The organism is Vreelandella boliviensis LC1 (genome assembly GCF_000236035.1).
Classification (GTDB): Bacteria; Pseudomonadota; Gammaproteobacteria; order Pseudomonadales; family Halomonadaceae; genus Vreelandella; species Vreelandella boliviensis.
This window is the reverse complement of the sequence record NZ_JH393257.1, coordinates 1,300,567-1,322,459: the sequence shown is the minus strand read 5'-3', so window position 1 is coordinate 1,322,459 and position 21,893 is coordinate 1,300,567. Positions and strand designations below refer to the sequence as shown.

The following is a 21,893-nucleotide window of genomic DNA, read 5'->3' as shown; positions in this document are numbered from 1 at the left end:
CAGCTGTCTATATTCAGCTGTCTATATTTAAGATCAGCAGCTGCCGCTGGGCCGCTTCAAAGGGGACTTCCAGCAGGTGACGCTCATGCAGACAAATGCCGGGTGGAAGATCGCGCAGTTCATCATCTGCCCCCGGGCCTTTCATGGCTAACCACTGGCCGTCGGCACTGGGTAGCTGGCGGGTCAAGGTGACAAAATCAACCAGGCTGGCAAACGCCCGGGAAATCACCTGATCGAAAGCCGGGGCCTCAAACTGTTCCACCCGTGCCTGTAGGGGGGTGACGTTTTCAAGCCCTAGCTCCATGACCGCCTGGCGCTGAAAGCGCACCTTTTTGCCATTGCTATCCAGCAGTGTCACATCAAGCTGGGGGGCTAAAATGGCCAGTACTATGCCAGGTAACCCAGGGCCTGCACCCACATCCAGCAGCCGCGGCCCCTGAACATAGGGCAGCACTGCGGCGCTATCCAGCACGTGACGCGATACCATGTCATCCACATCGCGTACCGCTGTGAGGTTATAAGCCCGGTTCCACTTGTGCAATAGCGCTAACAAGCCTAGCAGCTGTTCTCGCTGATGGTCGTCAACGCTGATAGCCAACTGACCAAGCCCTTGATCGAGCCGTGGGGCGACGCTGGCAGGCAGCGTTTTCAACAGGGGGTTCAGCGAACTCATCCGTTAACGACCTCTGCCGCGGCTACCAAGCGGCGCTTTTTCAGGTGCACCAACAAAATAGAGATAGCCGCCGGAGTCACGCCTGAAATACGTGCCGCATGGGCCAGGGTTTCCGGCCGCGCTTCGGCAAGCTTCTGACGGATTTCGTTCGACAAGCCTTCCACTTTTAAATAGTCCAACTCTGCAGGCAGTGGCGTCGCTTCGTGGCGTTTGAGCTTATTGATCTCATGCTGTTGGCGATCAATATAGCCTTGATATTTAGCTTGGATCTGCACCTGCTCGGCAACCGCAGGATCGGTCACGAGAGTGCCCTCAATACCGGGCAGATTGGCTAAATCGCTGTAGGTCAGTTCAGGGCGTTTAAGCAGATCACTCAAGCAATATTCCCGCGACAGCGGAGCGCCGGTTTTTTCTGCCACTTTTTCAGCAGCAGGGCTACCGGGTTGAACCCAGAGTGTGCTTAGCCGTGCGGTTTCTTGCTCAATGGCTTCGCGTTTTTGACTAAATGCGGCCCAGCGGGTGTCGTTAACCAGACCCAGATTACGGCCGGTTTCAGTCAAGCGCAGATCGGCATTGTCTTCCCGTAGCAGCAAGCGGTACTCCGCACGGGAAGTAAACATGCGGTAAGGCTCTTTGGTGCCCATGGTAATCAGGTCGTCGACCAGTACACCAAGATAGGCTTCATCGCGACGGGGATACCAGGCGTCCATCTCTTGCGCACGGCGAGCAGCATTCAAGCCTGCCAGCAAACCTTGTGCACCGGCTTCTTCGTAGCCGGTCGTGCCGTTGATTTGGCCCGCGAAAAACAGGTTGTGGATAAATTTGGTTTCCAACGAGTGTTTTAAGTCCCGTGGATCAAAAAAATCATACTCAATGGCGTAGCCAGGCCGGGTGATATGCGCGTTTTCCAGGCCTTTGATGGAGCGCACCACCTGAATCTGCACGTCAAAGGGCAGCGACGTCGAGATGCCGTTGGGGTAGAGCTCATGGGTATCCAAGCCTTCGGGTTCAATAAACACCTGATGGCTGGATTTATCGGCAAAGCGATGAACCTTGTCTTCGATTGACGGGCAATAGCGCGGCCCAATCCCTTCGATCACGCCCGAATACATTGGCGAGCGATCAAGGTTTGCCAGGATGAGATCGTGGGTCTGCTGATTGGTATGCGCTATGTGACAACTGACCTGCTCCGGGTGCATTTCCCGTGACCCCAGGTAGGACATAACGGGCGTCGGGCTATCGCCGGCTTGCTCTTCCAGCTGAGAAAAATCTACCGTTTTAGCATCAATCCGCGGTGGTGTGCCGGTTTTCAGACGATCAACGCGAAACGGCAGTGCGCGTAGTCGTTCGGCCAGCGCATTGGAAGGCGGATCACCGGCGCGACCACCTTTGCTTTGATCCAGACCAATATGAATCACGCCACCCAAAAACGTCCCGGTGCACAGCACGACGCTTTCGGCGTTAAAACGAATGCCGGTTTCCGTGACGACACCGCGAACGGTGTCGTTATCCACAATCAGATCGCCAGCGGCCTGTTGAAAAATCGTCAAGTTGGGCTGGTTTTCCAGCATTCCGCGGATAGCGGATTTATAGCGGATACGGTCAGCCTGGGCACGGGTGGCCCGAACCGCAGGCCCTTTGCTGGCATTGAGCACACGAAACTGGATGCCACCTAAATCCGTGGCAAGCCCCATGGCGCCGCCCAATGCATCAATTTCCTTGACCAAATGACTTTTACCGATGCCGCCAATGGCGGGATTACACGACATTTGGCCCAGGGTTTCGATGTTGTGGGTGAGCAGCAGGGTCTGACAGCCCATGCGAGCAGAGGCCAGTGCGGCTTCGGTTCCCGCATGGCCACCGCCGATGACAATCACGTCAAAGCGGTCGGGGTAATTCAAGAGACACCTCGTCTTGTGCCCATCGGCACGGATGATGTGACCTGCGCAGTCGGTTTAAGACGCGGCCACCTTAGATCAATGAGGCGGCAAGTATAAACCCCCTGTGGGTAACCGTCAGGTTTTTCCACACCCACAATCCCTAAACAGCCTCTATTAATAACAACATAAATATAAAATAAGAGAAGTTCTGTAAATGTTGTAACTACTAGTGTGGACAATTTCTGTGCATAAGCCACTTATATTCAATAATTTCAGGTGTTTATATTGTTGACTTCTACATGTTTGAAAGCGGGAGTGCCTGGGCAGAAAGGGTGTTAAGCCTGTGGATGGAATAGCGCTTTATCCACAGATGTAATTAGGCACGGCTTATCCACCGGCCAGTACCTGGGTTGTTACCGCAGCTGTGAACAACCTCCGTTGGGTGTGGATCTAACGCTAAGAGACTCCCATGATAGGCCTTACGAGCAAAAAAACGATCGATGAAAAAAAAGGTTATCCACAGGCAAAAAAATGGCCTGTCGTGTCGACAGGCCAGCAAAAAAGCGTAATTCAGCGCGAATAAGCGGTTATTTTAAAGCCTCAAAGGGTGTTTAATTTAATGTTTAAGCACGCGCGCAAGGAAGGATTGGGTGCGTTCGTGTTGCGGAGAATCGAACAGTTTCTCAGGGTGGCCCTCTTCAGTAATCTCGCCTTTATGGATAAAAATAACCCGGTCGGCGACCTCGCGGGCAAAGCCCATTTCATGGGTGACAATCACCATGGTCATGCCTTCTTTGGCCAGCTCGCGCATGGCATCCAGCACTTCACCGATCATTTCCGGGTCAAGCGCCGATGTGGGCTCGTCAAACAGCATCAGACGCGGCTCCATGGCCAAGGCGCGAGCCAGCGCCACACGCTGCTGCTGGCCGCCTGAGAGCTGGCTGGGGTACTTATCGGCCTGGTCGGCGATACCCACCCGATCAAGCAATCGTTTGGCATTGCTGACCGCCTCGTCACGGCTTAAACCGCGTACTTTCATCGGCGCCAGGGTGACGTTATCGATGACGCTGAGGTGGGGAAAGAGATTGAACTGCTGAAAGACCATGCCGACTTCGGTGCGAATGGTTTGCAGCGCTTTGGTGCTCTTGCCATGGGGCAGTAGCTCATTGCTATCGACTACTAGACTGCCGGACTGGAACTCTTCCAAGCCATTAATACAGCGAATTAGCGTCGATTTGCCTGAGCCACTGGCACCGATAATCACGACCACCTCACCAGGCACAATGGTAAGATCAATATCGTTGAGTACGTGCAGGCTGCCAAAGTGTTTATTGAGCTTCTGCATACGCACAATGGGGTGCGTTGCGCTGTTCATTGTATTGCTCATTGCGCGTGTCCTTATTGTCCGGCCAGGCCTCTGCGCTCAAGTTGGCGCAGGATGATGGAGAGCGTCCAGGTGATCGCCAGATACATCAGGGCGACCATGAAGTAGACCTCAAGGGCCGTAAAGGTGGTGGCGATATAGATTTGCCCCTGGCGCACCAGCTCGCCGACGCCAATGACTGAGAACAGTGAGGTGTCTTTGATGCTGATAATGCCCTGGTTACCGAGAGGTGGAATCATGCGCCGAAATGCCTGGGGCCAGATAACGTAGCGAAACGCCTGGGTGCGGGAGAGCCCCAGGGAGAGCGAAGCTTCACCTTGGCCGCGTTCAATTGACTGTACGCCGCCGCGGACAATTTCCGAGATATAAGCACCGGAGTTGACCGCAATGGCAGCAATGCCAGCGACCAGAGCATTGATGGGGCTACCTAACAGCTGCGGCAAGCCGTAAAAAATAAACAGCACTTGCACCAGGATAGGCGTGCCACGGAATACCTCGACGTAAACGATGGCCGGCCAGCGTAGCCAGCGCAGGCGGCTAATGCGTAACAGGCCAAAGAATATGCCAATAAAGAAACCAATGGCCAAACCGCCAAATGAGATAAGTAACGTCCAGGGAATACCCGGCAAGAGGTAAGGGATAGACCCAAACGCTGCCGACCAATCAAATTGAAAATTGACGTCCACGCGTAGACTCCTGAAACAGAAAACAGCTGACTAAAAGCAGATAAGAAACGCAGCAGGGCCGGGGGTTGTGGCCACCCGGCCCTGTAACGGCGTTACGCTATTATTGGGTGTTTACACTCATTCTTCGCTGGGCGCTTCACCAAACCACTTGGTGTAGATCTCATCGTAGGTGCCATCTTCACGCATAGCAGCCAGTGCTTCGTTGGTGGGTTCTACCCACTCACTGCCCTTGTGGAACACGATGCCGTACTGTTGGCCTTCATACAGTGGTCCGACGACCTTGGTACGGCCTTCGCCACGGGTCTGCGAGAAGTAGGAGACGTTAGGAGCGTCGTAGAGCACTGCGTCGACGTTGCGGCCTAGCAGCGCCATGTACATGTCAGCAGTACCAGGGAAGGGAGTAATGTCCGCATCTTCGCCGAGTTCTTGCTGCAGGTAGTCATAACTGGTGGAACCGATTTTGGTACCGACGGCAAGGTCTTGAAGGTCTTCGAGTGTCTCGACGCTGTCATTATCGGCGCGAACAATAATGCGCAGACCTGAATCGTAGTAGGGGTCTGAAAAATCGACGACTTGTGCACGTTCTTCGGTAATGGTGGTGCCGGCAATGGCGATCTCTTGGCTACCGGTTTGCACGGCGGGAATGATGCCGGAGAATTCCATGGTGGTGAGATTGACTTCAAAGCCTGCGCGTTCGGCGACTTCGTTGATGATATCCATATCGAAGCCGACCATTTCGCCGGTCTCTTGATCCATCATTTCAAACGGCACAAAGCTTGGGTCAGTGGCTACGTTCACCGATGGCGTTTGGGCCATGGCGGCAGTGGCGCTGCCCAATCCCAGTGCGAGAACCAGTGTGGTTTTGGTTAGGCTGAGTGGTAGTACTACTTTCATAAGTTTCCCCGTGCTTTGTTTGGCTGGTGGCGGGTTATAAAGCGGTTTTCACCATTTGTTACTCTTTATAAACCGTTATTTAAGCCGTTGTTGACCTATTAACCTTGGCGAGAAACCGTCAGGGCGTCAAGTCACGGGGAGCGCTGCGGGCCAACGCTGTTTAGACCATAGCGGTTAAACCATGAAGGAGGCACCGCAGCCGCAGGTGGTGGTGGCATTGGGGTTTTGCACGCGAAAACGCGCGCCCGCCAAGCCCTCTTCGTAATCGACGGTGGAGCCTACCAAATATTGGTAAGAGAGCGGGTCAACCACTAAGGCAGCGTTGCCGAACTCAATCACAGTGTCATCGTCGGCGACGTTTTCGGCAAAGTCGAAACCGTACTGAAAACCCGAACAGCCGCCACCGGTCACGTAGACCCGTAGTTTAAGAGATGGATTATTTTCTTCTGCAATCAGCGCATTAATACGTTTGCGTGCGCTATCAGAGAGCAGTAGTGGGGTAGGAACAAAGGCTTCTGCACCGCTCATGGGTACCTCCCGCGAGCTTTAAGAACGAATAAATCGGCATTGGGGGATGATTATGGGTAATTCCCAGCAAATTGGTCAACTATTGCTGGGAATTAGTTTGGTGAAGCTTAGCTTGCAGCCCTTAGCTGGCGAGGGCAGGTTTCCGCGAGGGCGCTGTGAACCCGTCCATGGGCGCTACTTTCGACATCTGACCGCCATGGATGGCGGAAATGCCGGAATTGTCGGGAACATTATTCCGGCCCTGGAAAAAGACCCTCGCATCACGTTAACTGCCTTGGTCAAGAACCCCTTTGAGGTACACTCTGCATGCTGGTTTTGGTGAGGTGTTTAGGGCATTAATGCAGGGGCGGTGAGGCCAGTGTTCTCTTCAAAGCCAAACATTAGGTTGAGGTTCTGAATCGCCTGGCCCGAGGCGCCTTTGACCAGGTTATCGATCACCGACAGCACCACGACTGTGTTGCCATTGTTAGGCCGGTGAACTGCCAAGCGGCAGGTGTTAATGCCTTTGACACTGCGCGTTTCGGGGTGACTTCCTGCGGGCATGACATCGACAAACGGCTCGTCGGCGTAGCGCTGCTCAAATAGCGCCTGCAGATCGCCGGGTTCAGCGGTTAGCTGGCTGTAAAGAGTCGCGTGAATGCCACGGATCATAGGTGTGAGGTGGGGCACAAACGTCAAGCCTACCGGCGCCTGTTGAATATCCCGAAGCCCCTGGCTAATTTCCGGCAGATGGCGGTGTCCCGAAGCTCCATAGGCTTTCATCGACTCGCTGGCTTCGGCGAGCAGTGAGCCCACTTTAGCGCCGCGGCCTGCCCCAGTAACGCCGGATTTACAGTCAGCGATCAGTTGGCTTGGGTCGATTAAACCCGCTTCTAAAAGCGGTAAGTAGCCCAACTGAACGGCGGTTGGGTAGCAGCCAGGCACGGCAATTAAGCGTGCTTTTTTGATTTTCTCCCGGTGCATTTCTGGCAGCCCGTAGACCGCCTCTTGCAACAATTCTGGAGCGCCGTGGGCTTGGTCGTACCAGCGGCTCCACTCGTCTGCATCGCGCAGCCGGAAGTCAGCCGACAGATCAATCACCCGAGTGCCGTTTTCGAGTAGTTCACCCGCTAGGGCGTGGGCAACGCCATGGGGGGTGGCAAAAAATACCGCATCCATGGCGCCCAGCTGTTTGGCATCCGGCTCGCTAAACGCCAGCGTGTCGTAATGGCCGCGTAGGTTGGGGTACATATCGCACACCTTGACGCCGGTTTCCGAGCGCGAGGTAATCATGGCGACGTTGACGTGGGGGTGCTGGGCGAGTAGCCGCAGTAATTCGACGCCGGTGTAACCGGTACCGCCAACAATGCCGACCTTAATCACAAATCACTCCTTGCGGGTTACGCAGAACGGTTTTCACATTAGCTTCAGTTATTACAGACTAAGCGGATTGTTGCGCGCTGTCGAAGCTTAGCCGTCTATGATACACAAGGGAGTGGAGACACAAGAACACTAGAACTAATAACCAGGAAGGTCGCTGTGGCGCGTTTTTCCCGATCGGATTTTACTTTAGAGAGTTTTCGTCGCCAGTTGGCTAACGTCGACGCCTTGCCGCAACTCTGTTTGCTGGGTCTTGTCTCGGGGATTATTACCGGCGCGGTGATGGTGGCGTTTCGTTTGTTATTGGAAGCGGGTGCCGCGCTCTACATGACCGATGGTCACCCAGAAGCGTTTGAAAGCATGACGCCCTGGCTGCGCGCGCTGTTACCTATGTTGGCGGTTACGCTAGTGGGTGTGCTGTTGTATCGACAAAAACCGGCAGCGCGCAAACTGGGCGTTGGCCATGTAATTGAGCGTCTTACCTATCATCAAGGCCGTTTTCCGTTACGTAACTGGCTCAACCAATGGTGGGTTGGTGTTGTGGTGGTGCTAGGCGGCCTCTCTGCTGGTCGTGAGGGCCCGGCGATTCACTTGGGGGCAGCGGCAGCCAGCGGGCTTGGTCAGCAGATGCGCTTGCCTAATAATAGCTTGAGAGTACTCGTGGCTTGCGGTACTGCAGCAGCTATTTCCGCTTCTTTTAATACGCCGATCGCAGGTGTCATCTTCGCCATGGAAGTGGTGATGATGGAGTACACCCTGATGAGCTTTATGCCCGTTATTTTGGCCTCCACCATGGGCGCGCTGGTGGCGCAGTTGGCCTACGGCAACGAACCTGCTTTTCGTATTCCCGAAGTGGCGCTGGGGTCGTTGATCAATCTACCGTGGGTTGTGTTGACGGGCTTGGCGATTGGTTTACTCGCCGGTCTGTTTATTCATATTTCACGCAGCCAGCGGATTATGCAGTGGCCACTTTGGATTCGTCTTGGATTGGTGGGAGTGGCGACTGGTGCGGTTGCCTGGTGGTTTCCTCAGATTCAGGGCATCGGCTATGACAGCGTGGCGGCGGCGCTCAATAATCAGCTGGAAATTAAAGTACTGCTGGCCCTGATGATTGCCAAACTGCTGATTACGGCGCTAACCGTCGCTGGCGGTGTGCCTATCGGCATTATCGGCCCAGTGTTGGTCATAGGAGCTGCCACAGGCTCGTTGTTTGGTCTGCTGGGTGGCTGGTTTTGGCCAGCTAAAGCCGCCGATCCAGGTATTTACGCGATGCTAGGCATGGCCGCGATGATGGGAGCTGTGCTACAGGCTCCCCTTGCTGCGCTACTGGCGCTTTTGGAGTTAACCCACACGCCGAGTATTATGCTTCCTGGGATGTTGGCGGTAGTTGTGGCGTGTTTAACCTCGCGTCAATTGACTGGTTGTGAAGGCTTTTTTATCAGTACGGTGCGCTACGGGCTGCACCCGCTTCAACAGCCTTTGATGCAGGCGCTCTCAAGGGTTTCGGTGCCTGCGGTGATGGAGCGTCAATTGGTGCGTACTGAGCGAATGATCACGCCTGATCGAGCGCGACTTTTATTAGCAACCAACCCGGTGTGGTTAGTAATTGAGCGCTCAACCGAGGAAAAAACTGTGCTGGCGCTAAAAGCCGCTGAACTGGCGCGCTGGCTACTTGAGCACGATGAGGCTCTTCAGGGGGAAGAGCCGCCTGCGGATGAACTGATTGATCTGCTGGAAATCCCTGGGCAGCGTTTGGAGCTGGCGCCGATTGGCTTACAGGCGACGCTTTCCGAAGCGTTTCTAAAACTTCAGGACGACGCTCTGGGGGCGCTCTACGTTGTTCATGGCTATAGCCCAAAGCAGCGGCGGATTTCAGGTATTATCACCCGCGGCGCTATCGAACGTTATTATCACTACACTGACCCCCGCGGTGCCGATGCCCTTGGCACTAATAAACGCGAGAAGGATTCATCTCTTTAAGGAGCGACAATGTACCTATGGGTGAAGGCTATTCACTTAATGGCCGTAGTGACCTGGTTCGCTGCGCTGTTCTATTTACCAAGGTTGTATGTGTATCACGCCACTGCGCGGGATAACGGCGACGAACAGGCCATCAGCTATTTCAAAACCATGGAGCGTAAACTCTACCGTGGCATCATGACGCCATCGATGATTGCGGTACTGATTTTTGGTGGCTGGATGCTCTACTTAGTGCCCGCATGGTTTAGCCAGGGCTGGATGCACGCCAAGCTGGCGCTAGTGGTCTTGCTCATTGCCTATCATCACGTTTGTTTGATCTATTTAAAGCAGTTTGCCCAGGATCGTTGTACCAAAGGTCATGTGTTTTTCCGCTGGTTTAACGAAGCGCCAGTGATTGCGCTGGTGGCGATTATACTGCTCGCCGTTGTGAAGCCCTTTTGATGCGCCAACCGCTTCCTCCCGTGGTATTGGTACTCGCTGGACACGACCCGACGGGTGGCGCAGGTTTAATCGCTGACAGCGAATCCATTGCTGCCTGTGGTGGATGGGCGGTTACAATTCCCACTGCGCTGACGGTACAAAATTGCCATAATGTGACACGAGTGATCCCTGCCGATCCTACCGCGATGCGCCAAATGGCCGAGGCAATTAGTGAGATGCAGGTCGCGGCGATTAAGATTGGCTTGCTCGCTGACGAAGACACCCTGCGCGCAGCGGAGCAAATTATTCGCCGCTTTCCTGGCATTCCCGTGGTCGCGGATCCGGTCTTTAAGGCCGGTGGTGGAACTGAGTTATCCACACCTGGTTTGCGTCAATTATTTATTGATCGCTTGTTGCCGCTTGTGGATATCTTAACTCCCAATCGCGCTGAGTTGGCCCAACTTGCGCCCGACATAATCACCCCTTTCGATGATACGGCCCGCGCGGTGGTACTGATGTCAAAGGGATGCCAAGCCATTCTAGTGACGGCCACGGATGAGCCGCTGCCCGGCAATGACCAGCAGGTAGTGCATACCCTGCACTCGCCCGACACCACTCGCCAGTGGCAATGGCCACGTTTGCCTGAACTGTTTCATGGCTCTGGCTGCACGCTGGCATCGGCCATTGCAGCTCGTCTCGCTGTTGGTGAGCGCTTACCAACAGCTTGTGAGCAGGCGCAGCACTTTACTTGGCAAAGTCTGTCTCAAGGCTTTCAACCGCCCAGTGGGCAGTGTTTGCCAAATCGATTTTCACGGGCTGTACGTTTTTGATCCTATCTTCTGTACGCCATTGACCGAGAGGATGCCATGACTACATCAGCTGAACTGTTCGATCTTGCCAGTCGTCATATACCGGGCGGGGTAAACTCACCCGTTCGTGCGTTTAAAGGGTTACACCGACCGCCGGTCTTTATGGAGCGTGCTCAAGGTGCCTTTCTGTTTGACGTCGAAGGTAATCGCTACGTGGATTATGTCGGTTCCTGGGGACCTATGATCACTGGGCATGCCGACCAAGACGTATTGGAAGCCGTGCGGGCGCGATTAGATAACGGCCTGTCATTTGGTACTCCTACAGCAGTCGAAACTACCATGGCGGATTTGATCTGCGAGATGATCCCCTCCATGGATATGGTGCGGATGACCAGTTCCGGCACCGAAGCCACTATGTCGGCGATACGCCTGGCGCGAGGCACCACCGGCCGCGATAAGATCGTTAAGTTTGAAGGTAACTACCACGGTCACTCCGATTCGCTGCTGGTAAAAGCGGGCTCCGGTGCACTTACCCACGGCGAGCCCAGCTCTCCGGGCGTGCCTGCTTCGTTGGCTGAACATACCATTACCCTGTCGTTTAATGACCCTGAAGGGGTTGAAGCGTGTTTCAGCGAAATCGGCGATCAGATTGCCTGCATTATTGTTGAACCCGTTGCTGGCAATATGAATTGCATTCCACCCCAGCCAGGCTTTTTGGAAACGCTGCGCCGGGTATGTAACGAGCACGGCAGCGTGCTGATTTTTGATGAAGTGATGACTGGCTTTCGTGTGGCATTAGGTGGTGCCCAGGCTCACTACGGCATAGTGCCTGACCTAACCTGCCTGGGAAAAATTGTCGGTGGTGGTATGCCAGTGGGCGCTTTTGGCGGCAAGCGTGAAATAATGCAAAATATTTCTCCCCTGGGGCCGGTTTACCAAGCGGGCACGTTGTCGGGTAATCCGCTGGCCATGGCGGCGGGTGTGGCTTTGCTGACCAAGCTACAAGTGCCGGGCTTTCACGATGCGCTCACCCAGCGGGTTAACACCCTGTGTACGGGTCTTCAGGAGCGTGCCAATGCTGCACGAGTGCCGATGATGACGCAGTCTGCTGGAGGTATGTTTGGGCTCTTCTTTACATCTCAAAGCCGTGTGGATAACTTTGCCCAAGCCACTGCTTGTAGCCCGGATGCCTTCCGCCGCTTCTTTGGCGCGATGCTTGATCACGGCGTTTACTTGGCGCCTTCTGCCTACGAAGCAGGCTTTATGTCAAGCGCCCACACCCCGGAAGATATTCAGTTCACCCTGGACGCAGCAGAAAAAGCCTTTGCGGTTATGTAACGGCAAGTAACTAAAAGCCCGCTATACTGCAAGAGCCGCTCGCGTTGAGCGGCTCTTAGCTTAGATGAGAGTTACACTCATGACACGACCAAAGGTTTGGCGATACGTGATCTGCGCAGCGGGGTTGCTAGCCTGCTTCCCGCTCGCTGCACAGTCGCCTCAGGAGCAGGACATGACCCAGATCCATATCACCATGAGCGGTTCGCCGGGCGCAGAGTTTTCTGCCAACTGGCGGATTACCCACGAAGGCGAAACGACCGAGCACGTTGAAGAGAGCGGGACAGTACCTGCTGAGTACACTTTTACCGGTACAGAGCTTGAAGGCACAGTAAAGCTGTTAAGTGATGATGAGCGGCTAGAAGTGGACATACAAAAAGGCAGTAACCGGTCGCGTTCATCGACTCAGGGGGCCGGAGGCACATTGACGCTGATGATTCGTTAATGATATTTGGGCCATTAAAAAACCGCCCCATCCGGGGCGGTTTATATGAGCAAGGGGGCTTAATTAAGCACCGTTTTGCTTAGTGGCCTTGGCTTACAGTATTAACGTTGCCATTACCGTAAGTAACGATGCTTGAAGTATGCTGACCCCAGAAAGCACCGCTTTGCTTAACGGTATTGTTGTTATAGCTGCCGTGAGTTTCGATATAAGAATCGTGACCATAGCCTGACTGAGCTACGTCATAGGTGTTGTGATCACCATTAGCTAGAATGGTGCTCTCTAGAGAGTAACCATTTTGATTTACAACGGCGTCATTACGGACGCCGCCCATATAGGCATAGCTATCGTTATATGAGCCAGTCTGGTTGATTTCAGCATCATTGAAAGCACCGTTTTGCTCTACTACAGACTTATTTGCAAAGCCATCTTGGTTAACGGTCGTTTCATTACCAAATCCTTCAATGTATGCGTAGCTATCATTAAATTTACCACTTTGGGTAATATCAGCGTCATTGTAGTAACCAATTTGCTCAACTACTGAAACATTTTTATAACCTTCTTGATCAACAGTTGCACTGTTAAATAGACGCTCTTGATAGACGGTAGAGTCATTCTTAGTGCCTAATTGAGTAACGTCTGCCGAGTTGCCGCTACCAAATTGTTCTATTCCAGAGTCATTAAGACCGGGTAGTGTTGTAGCAACGCCGGAAATATCATCTTGTGATACTGTTGCTGAGTTATAGTTACCTTGTTGATGAATACGTGAGTTTTGCGATCCCCACTGAGTAACATCGTTCGTATTGTTGTTACCGCTTTGGTAGATGTAAGAGTCGCTACCACCTGAATACTGTGCAAAAGCAGCACTGCTCATAGCGAAGGCAACAGCGGCAGCAATAGCGGTGATTTGAGTTTTCATGGTGTTTCCCCTTAAGTCATACTTGCTTTAGTTATCACTGAGACAACGTATGTTGCTCAGTAGGTTTCGACGGTGACCGGGCGTGCATTGTTTGAAAACGCTTGTTGTTCAACACTAATGCCACGGTAGCCACTCCCCGATTGTGAAATCTGTACGTCACTCCGGTTGCCAAGTTGTCGCACATAAGAATTTAGTTGTCTTGATGTGCTTCCTGACTGAGTAATGTCCGCTTTATGATATCTACCTATTTGAGAGACATTACTTACGTTATTACCACCTGTTTGGGTCACCATTGCCGCATTGTAATTTCCAAATTGATAAATGCTGGAAAAGTTACCGGCTTGGTAACTAGCTGATTGCGAAACATGGGTACGGTTATTGTTTCCAATCTGCGCAATAATGCTGTAGTTGCCTAGGTTATGTTTGGCGGCTGCATGTTTAGTGAACTGTTCAACACGATTATTGTCTGCGTTGATTGTCAAAGAAACTGAAAGGGTTGCCGTCAACAGCGCAGCCATTAGGGCAGATCGTTTGGTTGCGGTAATATTCAGCTTCATGTTAATTCCCTCTGAAACGGTTTGTGTCAATTTGTATTTCTTGTGTTGAGTTTGGACCATTTTGAAATTTACGCTATCAAACTTTTTATTATTCCCATTATGTATTTATTAATAATTTAATAATAAAAAAGTATTATTTTTCTAATAAAAAATACTAAAAAAAACGGCTATGCAGTATGCATAGCCGTTGATTAGCTTCAGCTTCCATGCTAAATATATTGATATTAGATTGTAACTGAAATTTTATTACATGCGCTGTTTTATGATTTTAAAGCTAGTTTTAAACAGATTAAAGCAAAGGGATTGGTGCATCTAGGTACTCAGACAAAATAGTGTCTTTAAAATTAACACCATTTGAGAGATTCCAAAGGTTGTTCTCTACGCCTCGGGCCACCAAATGTATAACTGCTGACTCAATGGCCGACATGACGGCGAGTTGTACTGGTTCGTTGGTGGTAAGACCTACTTCAGCCTCTAACAAACGTCGAAAATCGATAAAACGATAAACACCTGCTCGCATCTCTTTAGAGTAAATCGTTTTAGTCGTGGTGACGTTAGCGAGTACCTCGCCGGTTGAAATTTCTACCGCGCGTAGATTAACCGTTACCTGGTCAACCTGGTATTGCCCAGAAGCCCCTATACCAAAGTACTCAGCCCCAGCACCACCGGTTCGCACGTTGGACTCGTAGGCAATAATGCCACCTTCAAGCATCACCGAGGCAGCACGAAGTGATGGCAGTGTATCAGGCTGGCCAAAACGCTCGAACTCGGCGCGAATAATGCGCCTCTCGGTAAGCAAGTTCTGTAATCCAACACGCTCAAGCGGTATAAACCAACCGGAATCCGCCAATGCACCGGTGAGCATCGCTGCCGCTCCCTGCGTTACGGCGGTAGAAAAGGTGCTGGCCGGTGCAGGGCGGTACTGGCCTGTTTGATCCCGGAAGTCATAGACTGAGACAAAAATTTGCCCAGCCGGAGGCGGTAGCGATACTAAATCTTGGTAGGTTGCGCCGCGTGGCGTGAGCGTTGCTTGTGCACCTTCCAAATTTTCAGATGTAGCGACCATTCCAGCACAGCCGCTGAGCAAACTTATCATAAGCAGCGAAGCAATAATTTTCATGATGATCCCCTTTATGACACGCAACATTAGGCCGATTGGCAGCCATATTATTTTTTCTTAGTTATAGAAGCAGTTAATACATCAGGGATTGAACAACAAGCCACCTACACTAATGTTGGTAACATCACCGGTGACTTTATCGATCACTCTTACTATGAGCTGTCCCCCTTCATCACTAACCACAACGCTAAAATCTCCGCTGTCAAACGACCCTTGACCAACGTTCCCTGAACCTACATCGCTGATTAGTTGTGATATTAAGCGGCTCTCAAGGCTTTGAATAAGCCGTTCTGTTGAAGAGAGTGATTCAATTCCCCTGGCATCAGGATCCGTGTTGGTATCTTGCGACTGGGCTTTTCCCAGTAAATAGCTACCCATAAAGGGGTCGCCGCCAAATGACGGGTTTATCGGTGTATAAATCAGTTCCCCTGCGCTAGCTTGCAGAGTTAGCACACTTGCCAAGATGGTGGTTGCCATGACACTGCCAGCTGTTGATTTAAGTATGTTTTTCATTAGCGTAGCTCCTCTTTTCCAAGGTCTTTGTCTGAGTTAAGTGCTGAAGTCAGTTGTTGCCGTAGCAGCGCTTCTTCGACGGTTTGTACGGCTTCCCCGGCGGCCCGGCCAGCTTCGCTGATCCTAGGGGAGAGCTGTGTACGGAAATACATACGGTTGCCTTCCATCACCCATATTTGGCTACCCCAGCGTGCATCAGGTCGCTCATTAATTGTGATGGTGGCATTGCCGATAATCAGGTTATCCAGTGCCCGTTGGCTAAAGGCACGATAGAAGGTTTTACCGGCCATGGTGATTGTTCTATCTACCAACACGCCGGTCAGCTCACTTCCCCCGTTAGTATTGCCTTGCATTTCAGGTCCATCAGGGCTGGAGAGCTGATTAATAGCATCAATCGCTTCTTGTTCGTCGGCGGGCAACGCATCAGTGGGCTCGTTCGCTACTACCACTACTAAAGATGACATGACCCACATCGCCACGATGAAAAAGCCGGTTGATAAACGGTGTATTAATGACATAACAGTACCCTTTCGCTTTAGCGGGGACGTTGCCGCTGTAGGCTGCGTGCGGTTTCAATATTGGGCAGAATTGGTCCTAAATTTTGATGAATCCAATTGAGCGCTTGAATACGGTTGTGAACGTTAATTTTGCGAAAAATGTTGTAAAGATGTGACTTAACGGTGTGTTCGCTAACAAATAGCTTTTCGGCAATGTGTTGATTGGAGGAACCTGCGCTAAGCAGTGAAATAATCTCCATTTCTCGGTTAGTTAGTCCACAGGCTGGGCGGAAGGCATTACTTTGGTATTTGCGATAAAACAGAATCAAACGCGCCATTAAATCCCGCGACATCCACAGTTCCCCTTCAAGCAGCGCGTGTATGCCTTTACAGATTACTTCAAGGCTTTCATTGCGATAAAACACGCCTTTTAGCTGAGCGCATGACAGAGCTTCAAGCGCGTGATCCATATCGTGAATGTTGAAGGCCGCTAGGGGCGTTTTAGTTAGCGCATCGGGTAACTTATCTTGCCACTCCGGAAGTGCATCAACGCCGATATGATCGCTATCAATAAGAATCAACATGTTGCCCGACGCGGAAATAGGTAACGCCGCATGGGGAGAATGGATACTAATTTGACAGCCAGTGTGCTTGTTCAAGTACTCAGCGAACAGCTGAGCTTGGGGACTTCCTTCGGTAACGACGTACACCGTACCGGTGGACTTTTCCTGCGACATTGGGTAGCCCTCGTGGAAAGAAAGAGTGAGCAGGTAACCTCTGAAGTGTTGACCATAAGATGCACTTCGTAAAGTTTTGTTATTAAAAAATTGGTAAAAATAATCAATCTAAGTCGATAATTTTTCGTGCATCTTTTTTTTTACTTTAAAAACAGTAGCTAATAGTTAAATTAGAAGATAATTAAACAGATATTTATAGATACGTTGAGTAACATTATGGTGGCTTTTGATACGATCAATGAGCGCGTAAACTAATGTCTTACTGTTTGGAGTACGTACCATGGCCGCCGTCAATACCCTTGTTCTTGCCAGTGGCAATACAGGAAAATTAAAAGAATTCAATCAATTACTTTCCCCTTTAGGGTTCGATGTTCGCCCCCAAGCTGATTTTGGTGTCACTGATGTGGAAGAGACGGGGCTAACCTTCGTCGAAAATGCACTGTTAAAAGCTCGTGAAGCGAGCCTCTTAAGTGGACTGCCGGCATTAGCTGACGATTCCGGGCTAGAAGTAGACGCACTGAACGGTGCTCCCGGCATCTATTCCGCCCGCTATGGAGGTGACCCCAGAAGCGATGAGAAAAATAATCAAACATTGCTAGCCGCGCTAAGTGAATGTGCGGAAGGTCAACGTAGCGGTCGTTACTGGTGTGTGCTTGTCTATTTGCGCCACCCGAAAGATCCGGTGCCGGTCATCGTTCAACGCAGTTGGGAAGGTGAGATTCTTGCTCATCCCCGGGGGAAGGAAGGATTCGGCTATGACCCGCTTTTCTGGTTACCCGATCAGGGCATGAGCGTTGCCGAGCTTACTAGCGAAAGCAAAAATCGCCTTAGCCATCGTGGTCGCGCGCTGCAGGGGTTGGTGGAGTTATTGAAGGTGGCGCATGGCTGATACGCTGCCGCCACTATCTCTATATATCCACACACCGTGGTGTGTCCGCAAATGCCCCTACTGTGATTTCAATTCTCATGAGCCGGGGACGCACGGTTTTACGCCACGGAATTTGCCCGAAGCCGCTTATCTTGATGCGCTGTTACAAGATCTGGATAGCGATCTTGCTTTGGCGGCTGGGCGAGAAATTCAGACCATCTTTATTGGCGGTGGGACGCCCAGCCTACTGTCGCCCGCGTTTTATGATCGTTTACTGAAAGAGATCAAGGCCCGTTTATCCTTCGCTAAGGATATAGAAGTTACCTTGGAGGCGAATCCAGGTACCACGGAGCAAGCGCGTTTTATTGGTTACAGAAAAGCAGGCATAAATCGCCTCTCGTTGGGTATTCAAAGTTTTCAGCCCGATCAGCTGCATGCTCTTGGGCGTATTCATAGCGGTGACGAAGCGATCACTGCGGTAGTGCAGGCTCGCCAAGCGGGCTTTACCAACATTAATATTGACCTTATGCACGGTTTGCCCGACCAAACGCCTCAATTGGCGATGGATGATATTGCGCAAGCGCTGGCATTGGCACCTGAGCATCTCTCTTGGTATCAGTTGACCGTTGAGCCAAATACCGCCTTTCACTCTCACCCGCCGTTGCTGCCAGAGGAAGAGGCGCTTTGGGATATTCAGGACAAGGGTCATCAGCTTTTGGAGCAAGCGGGTTTTAAGCGCTACGAAATTTCAGCCTATGCCAGCGCTGATCATCAGAGTAGGCATAACATTAACTACTGGCAGTTTGGTGACTATCTTGGAATTGGCGCTGGAGCCCATGGCAAGCTTAGCCATATTGACCAAAATGGGGAGTGGCGCATCGAGCGGCGCTGGAAAACCCGCCAGCCGTCCGCTTATTTAAAGCGCACGGATGATCTGCGTGGCTTTATCGCCGGTAAGCAGCTTATACAAGCGGACGAGCTGCCGTTGGAGTTTGCTATGAATGCTCTACGGCTCATCGGCGGGGTGTCGCTGGAGACATGGAAAGCTAATACCGGGCTGTCCACTGCTATGTTACTGTCGCGTTTACAATCCGCAGAGAAAAAAGGACTTTTGATGCAAATGCCTGAAAAACTGCGTGCATCACCTCAAGGTCTATTATTCTTGAATGAGTTGCTGGCATCGATCTGTGACGATGGCTCTTTGGTGAGAGACCAGCGATGAATAAAAAGATGTCCCGAACACAAACAAGGAGTGAGCAATGCGTATTTCTCGACTACTGACACCGCTGGCGGCCGCTATTTTACTGGCTGGTTGTGCCACATCGGACCCTTACGGTGGCCAAACGCAGCGCTCTAGCACGGCGATGGGCTCTGGGATTGGTGCCGCCGTCGGTGCTGCTGCTGGTGCACTTTCTGGCGACGGTAGCACCAGTCGCCGCGACCGTGCGTTAATCGGTGCGGCTGTGGGTGCAGCGGCGGGCGCTGGTATTGGTGTTTATATGGATCGCCAAGAGCAGCAACTGCGTGAAAACCTGCAAGGGTCACGTATTGAGATTGATCGTCGTGGCGACGATATTGTGCTTAATATGCCAAGCGGCGTTACCTTTGGCTTTGACTCTGCGGAGCTTACCAGCGAGGCGCGTAGATCTCTTAACGAAGTCGCTAATGTACTCACCCAGTACCAAGACACCCGTGTCAATATTGCAGGCCACACCGATAGCACCGGTGATGCAAGCTACAACCAGCGCTTGTCTGAGCGCCGTGCTCAATCCGTGGGCAGTTACTTAACTCAGAACGGTGTTTCATCTATGCGTCTTAATACTTCTGGGTATGGCGCTACTCAGCCCGTTGCCAGTAATGACAATGAGCAAGGCCGTGCTCAGAATCGCCGAGTAGAAATAACCCTAACACCTACCGGCGACGGACAACGTTAATACACTACTGAATTAATCTGGCTATTGTCGCCCCAAGCCCGCTATGCTCACATTGCGGGTTTTTTTTCATTTAACTGCCGATGAATCTCCATGCTGTCTTATCAACATGCCTACCATGCCGGTAACTTTGCGGATGTGCATAAACATCTAACGCTTTACGCGGTGATTGATTATTTATTACGTAAAAAAACCGCCATTACATATGTCGATACTCATGCAGGGCGAGGGCTCTATCCCCTCAACGCTCAAGAGACGCAACGCTTGCAAGAGTATCGCGTGGGGATATGGCCAGTGTGGCAAGCCCGCGCCGGGTTTAGTGATGAGCTACTAAACGCTTGGCAAGCAGCGCTATCAAGCGCTCAACCGATGCAAGAGACACTGACTCACTACCCTGGCTCTCCTTGGTGGCTTAGCCATTCATTGCGTGAACAGGATCATCTGCGGCTGTTTGAACTACACCCTGGCGAGCATGAACAGCTAAGCGGCCAAGGGTTACCGCCACACGCACAACGCGTGTTTGGTGATGGCTTGTCCGGACTAACGGCCATGCTGCCCGCCACATCTCCACGCTTGTGTGTGCTGATCGATCCCAGCTATGAGCGTAAAGCTGAGTACCAGGAAGTTGCCGAGACAGTGGTTTATACGCTAGATAAAGCGCGCCATGGAGTGGTATTGATTTGGTACCCGCTGCTGCCAGCAGGCAATCATCACACGCTATTAAGCAGCCTCAAGGAGAGCGGAATACGCAAGATATGGCGCAGCGAGCTGCTGCTGCGCGAACCTGGAGAGCAGGCTCACGGCATGTTCGGTAGCGGTATGCTGGTAATTAATCCGCCCTGGGGATTGGATAAGCGCTTGGCAGCGGCGATGGCGGAAATTACCCCGCTGCTAGGTGCAAATAGCCGCTATCTGGCGGACTGGTGGGTGGGAGAGTAGTTGTTGTAAAAAAGTAGCTCTATTTGCCGATACAAAAACTGCCGAAAATCTCGCCGAGTAAATCATCAGCGCTGAATTCGCCGGTGATCTCGCCTAAGGCCTGTTGGGCGTCGCGCAAATCTTCTGCCAGCAGTTCACCTGCGCCATAGCCATCAAGCTGAGCACGGCCGGTATCAAGGGCTGCCATGGCGCGATCTAGAGCGTCCAGGTGCCGTCGGCGAGCGGAGAAGCGACCCTCTGTGGTAGCAGCAAAGCCCATCACGTCCTTTAGGTGAGCTTTTAAGTTATCCACACCCACCCCGGTTTTGGCGGATAAGCGTAGCGTTGGTGGCGTTGTGGATAAATCAATGCCAGCCGGTTCGGCACTGGTATCGATTTTATTGCGCACCAGGGTTAAACGCGCCTGGTCAGGCAAGCGAGCAACGAAATCGGGCCAGATGGCCATAGGGTCAGTCGAGGCGGTGGTGCTGGCATCAACCAGTAGCAGCACCCGATCGGCTTTCTCTATCTCGGCCCAGGCACGTGCGACACCAATTTTCTCAACAGCATCGGGCGTATCGCGCAATCCAGCGGTGTCGATGATATGTAGCGGCATACCGTCGATATGGATGTGCTCACGGAGTACGTCCCGGGTCGTACCAGCGATATCCGTCACAATGGCGGTATCTTGTTCTGTAAGCGCGTTAAGCAGGCTCGACTTGCCCGCATTGGGTCGCCCGGCGATGACGACGCTCATCCCTTCGCGCAGCAGTGCGCCTTGGCCTGCCGCTTGGCGTACGTCACTCAGCGCTTGCTGGACGCTGCTTAAATGCTGGGCAACATGGCCGTCGGCTAGAAAGTCGATCTCCTCTTCGGGGAAGTCGATTGCCGCTTCTACGTAGACGCGCAGTTCGATCAGCCGCTCCACCAGCGTAGAGACGCGCTTCGAGAATTCGCCCTGTAACGAGCGCACGGCGTTTTCCGCCGCCGAACGAGAAGTAGCTTCGATGAGGTCGGCAATGGCTTCTGCCTGGGCCAGGTCGAGCTTATCGTTTAAAAACGCCCGTTCGGAAAACTCCCCCGGCCGCGCCAGGCGGGCACCCAAGGCCACACAGCGCTCCAACAGCATATCCATAATAATCGGGCCGCCGTGTCCCTGGAGTTCCAGTACGTCTTCACCGGTAAACGAGTGGGGGCCGTTGAAGAACAGGGCGATGCCTTCATCAATGCTCTCTTCTGCGCCTTGGAATGGGCCGTAGTGAGCGTATCGCGGGGCAGGGCAATGCCCAACCATAGCCTCAGCGATCTCGCGGCAGGCGGGGCCAGAAACGCGGATTATACCCACGCCACCGCGTCCAGGGGGGGTTGCCAGCGCCGCAATGGTGTCAGGTGTATAGAGGCGATCGGCCATGGTGAATCTCTTTTTAAATTGGCAGGTAGCGA

The 21,893-nt window shown here is 52.3% G+C and carries 23 protein-coding genes; 9 read left to right on the top strand and 14 right to left on the bottom strand.

All coding sequences use genetic code 11. The annotated features are described in order from the left end of the window. Positions 1-13: 13 nt before the first annotated feature. The 7 genes from rsmG to argC all read right to left on the bottom strand — a co-directional run bounded on the left by rsmG (position 14) and on the right by argC (position 7,407). Entirely contained in the window at positions 14-673 is a 660-nt protein-coding gene (gene rsmG / locus KUC_RS05850) for a 16S rRNA (guanine(527)-N(7))-methyltransferase RsmG (RefSeq protein ID WP_007112212.1), read from the bottom strand. Further along, the gene (gene mnmG, locus KUC_RS05845; RefSeq protein WP_007112211.1) at positions 670-2,574 is read right to left on the bottom strand and encodes a tRNA uridine-5-carboxymethylaminomethyl(34) synthesis enzyme MnmG; all 1,905 of its coding nucleotides are present in this window, start codon (positions 2,572-2,574) and stop codon (positions 670-672) included. Before mnmG ends, rsmG begins: the two co-directional genes overlap by 4 nt. Before the next feature lie 595 nt (positions 2,575-3,169). Further along, on the bottom strand, positions 3,170-3,928 hold the full coding sequence (locus tag KUC_RS05840; protein WP_040479674.1) for an amino acid ABC transporter ATP-binding protein: 759 nt from the start codon (positions 3,926-3,928) through the stop codon (positions 3,170-3,172). A 23-nt stretch (positions 3,929-3,951) separates the two neighbouring features. Next, positions 3,952-4,623, bottom strand: coding sequence for an amino acid ABC transporter permease (locus KUC_RS05835; protein ID WP_007112208.1), 672 nt, complete (start codon positions 4,621-4,623; stop codon positions 3,952-3,954). 117 nt (positions 4,624-4,740) lie between these two features. Next, positions 4,741-5,517: a transporter substrate-binding domain-containing protein gene (locus tag KUC_RS05830; protein WP_007112207.1), complete on the bottom strand. Its 777-nt coding sequence runs from the start codon at positions 5,515-5,517 to the stop codon at positions 4,741-4,743. A gap of 174 nt (positions 5,518-5,691) precedes the next feature. After that, positions 5,692-6,045, bottom strand: a complete 354-nt coding sequence (gene erpA / locus KUC_RS05825; RefSeq protein WP_007112206.1) for an iron-sulfur cluster insertion protein ErpA — start codon at positions 6,043-6,045, stop codon at positions 5,692-5,694. Positions 6,046-6,372: 327 nt separating this feature from the next. Beyond that, entirely contained in the window at positions 6,373-7,407 is a 1,035-nt protein-coding gene (argC, locus tag KUC_RS05815) for an N-acetyl-gamma-glutamyl-phosphate reductase (RefSeq protein WP_007112205.1), read from the bottom strand. A 156-nt stretch (positions 7,408-7,563) separates the two neighbouring features. On the opposite strand from argC, the gene KUC_RS05810 reads away from it, so the two are divergent. The 5 genes from KUC_RS05810 to KUC_RS05790 all read left to right on the top strand — a co-directional run bounded on the left by KUC_RS05810 (position 7,564) and on the right by KUC_RS05790 (position 12,393). After that, positions 7,564-9,384 carry a chloride channel protein gene (locus tag KUC_RS05810; RefSeq protein ID WP_007112204.1) on the top strand — a complete coding sequence of 607 codons (1,821 nt, stop codon included), beginning with the start codon at positions 7,564-7,566 and terminating at the stop codon, positions 9,382-9,384. A gap of 9 nt (positions 9,385-9,393) precedes the next feature. Next, on the top strand, positions 9,394-9,825 hold the full coding sequence (hemJ, locus tag KUC_RS05805; protein ID WP_007112203.1) for a protoporphyrinogen oxidase HemJ: 432 nt from the start codon (positions 9,394-9,396) through the stop codon (positions 9,823-9,825). Continuing rightward, a complete protein-coding gene (thiD, locus tag KUC_RS05800; protein WP_007112202.1) occupies positions 9,825-10,634 on the top strand; it encodes a bifunctional hydroxymethylpyrimidine kinase/phosphomethylpyrimidine kinase in 810 nt (269 codons plus the stop codon). The genes hemJ and thiD overlap by 1 nt, the downstream gene beginning before the upstream one ends. Before the next feature lie 36 nt (positions 10,635-10,670). Next, positions 10,671-11,951, top strand: coding sequence for a glutamate-1-semialdehyde 2,1-aminomutase (gene hemL / locus KUC_RS05795; protein WP_040479668.1), 1,281 nt, complete (start codon positions 10,671-10,673; stop codon positions 11,949-11,951). Between the two features lie 172 nt (positions 11,952-12,123). Continuing rightward, positions 12,124-12,393 carry a hypothetical protein gene (locus tag KUC_RS05790; RefSeq protein ID WP_141243448.1) on the top strand — a complete coding sequence of 90 codons (270 nt, stop codon included), beginning with the start codon at positions 12,124-12,126 and terminating at the stop codon, positions 12,391-12,393. Between the two features lie 79 nt (positions 12,394-12,472). Here the strand turns inward: KUC_RS05790 and KUC_RS05785 are convergent, their stop codons facing one another. From KUC_RS05785 to KUC_RS05760, 6 genes are all read right to left on the bottom strand, one after another. Then, positions 12,473-13,309, bottom strand: a complete 837-nt coding sequence (locus tag KUC_RS05785) for a Minor curlin subunit (RefSeq protein ID WP_007112199.1) — start codon at positions 13,307-13,309, stop codon at positions 12,473-12,475. A 56-nt stretch (positions 13,310-13,365) separates the two neighbouring features. Further along, a complete protein-coding gene (locus KUC_RS05780) occupies positions 13,366-13,866 on the bottom strand; it encodes a hypothetical protein (protein ID WP_007112198.1) in 501 nt (166 codons plus the stop codon). A gap of 289 nt (positions 13,867-14,155) precedes the next feature. Further along, positions 14,156-14,986 (bottom strand): CsgG/HfaB family protein, encoded by an 831-nt coding sequence (locus KUC_RS05775; RefSeq protein WP_040479665.1) that lies wholly within the window; start codon positions 14,984-14,986, stop codon positions 14,156-14,158. An 81-nt stretch (positions 14,987-15,067) separates the two neighbouring features. Next, positions 15,068-15,499: a curli assembly protein CsgF gene (locus KUC_RS05770; RefSeq protein WP_040479662.1), complete on the bottom strand. Its 432-nt coding sequence runs from the start codon at positions 15,497-15,499 to the stop codon at positions 15,068-15,070. After that, positions 15,499-16,017: a CsgE family curli-type amyloid fiber assembly protein gene (locus KUC_RS05765; protein ID WP_007112195.1), complete on the bottom strand. Its 519-nt coding sequence runs from the start codon at positions 16,015-16,017 to the stop codon at positions 15,499-15,501. Before KUC_RS05765 ends, KUC_RS05770 begins: the two co-directional genes overlap by 1 nt. Positions 16,018-16,034: 17 nt before the next feature. Then, the gene (locus KUC_RS05760) at positions 16,035-16,733 is read right to left on the bottom strand and encodes a response regulator transcription factor (protein ID WP_040479658.1); all 699 of its coding nucleotides are present in this window, start codon (positions 16,731-16,733) and stop codon (positions 16,035-16,037) included. A 280-nt stretch (positions 16,734-17,013) separates the two neighbouring features. Between KUC_RS05760 and rdgB the strand changes: the two genes are divergently transcribed. From rdgB to KUC_RS05740, 4 genes are all read left to right on the top strand, one after another. Continuing rightward, the gene (gene rdgB, locus KUC_RS05755) at positions 17,014-17,622 is read left to right on the top strand and encodes an RdgB/HAM1 family non-canonical purine NTP pyrophosphatase (protein ID WP_007112193.1); all 609 of its coding nucleotides are present in this window, start codon (positions 17,014-17,016) and stop codon (positions 17,620-17,622) included. Beyond that, complete coding sequence (gene hemW, locus KUC_RS05750; RefSeq protein WP_040479654.1) at positions 17,615-18,823, top strand: radical SAM family heme chaperone HemW; 1,209 nt, start codon at positions 17,615-17,617, stop codon at positions 18,821-18,823. The genes rdgB and hemW overlap by 8 nt, the downstream gene beginning before the upstream one ends. A 37-nt stretch (positions 18,824-18,860) precedes the next feature. Then, positions 18,861-19,535 (top strand): YiaD family glycine zipper/OmpA-like lipoprotein, encoded by a 675-nt coding sequence (locus KUC_RS05745; RefSeq protein WP_007112191.1) that lies wholly within the window; start codon positions 18,861-18,863, stop codon positions 19,533-19,535. A gap of 90 nt (positions 19,536-19,625) precedes the next feature. Further along, a complete protein-coding gene (locus KUC_RS05740) occupies positions 19,626-20,471 on the top strand; it encodes a 23S rRNA (adenine(2030)-N(6))-methyltransferase RlmJ (RefSeq protein WP_007112190.1) in 846 nt (281 codons plus the stop codon). Between the two features lie 19 nt (positions 20,472-20,490). Here the strand turns inward: KUC_RS05740 and mnmE are convergent, their stop codons facing one another. Then, entirely contained in the window at positions 20,491-21,861 is a 1,371-nt protein-coding gene (gene mnmE, locus KUC_RS05735) for a tRNA uridine-5-carboxymethylaminomethyl(34) synthesis GTPase MnmE (protein WP_007112189.1), read from the bottom strand. Positions 21,862-21,893 lie beyond the last annotated feature (32 nt).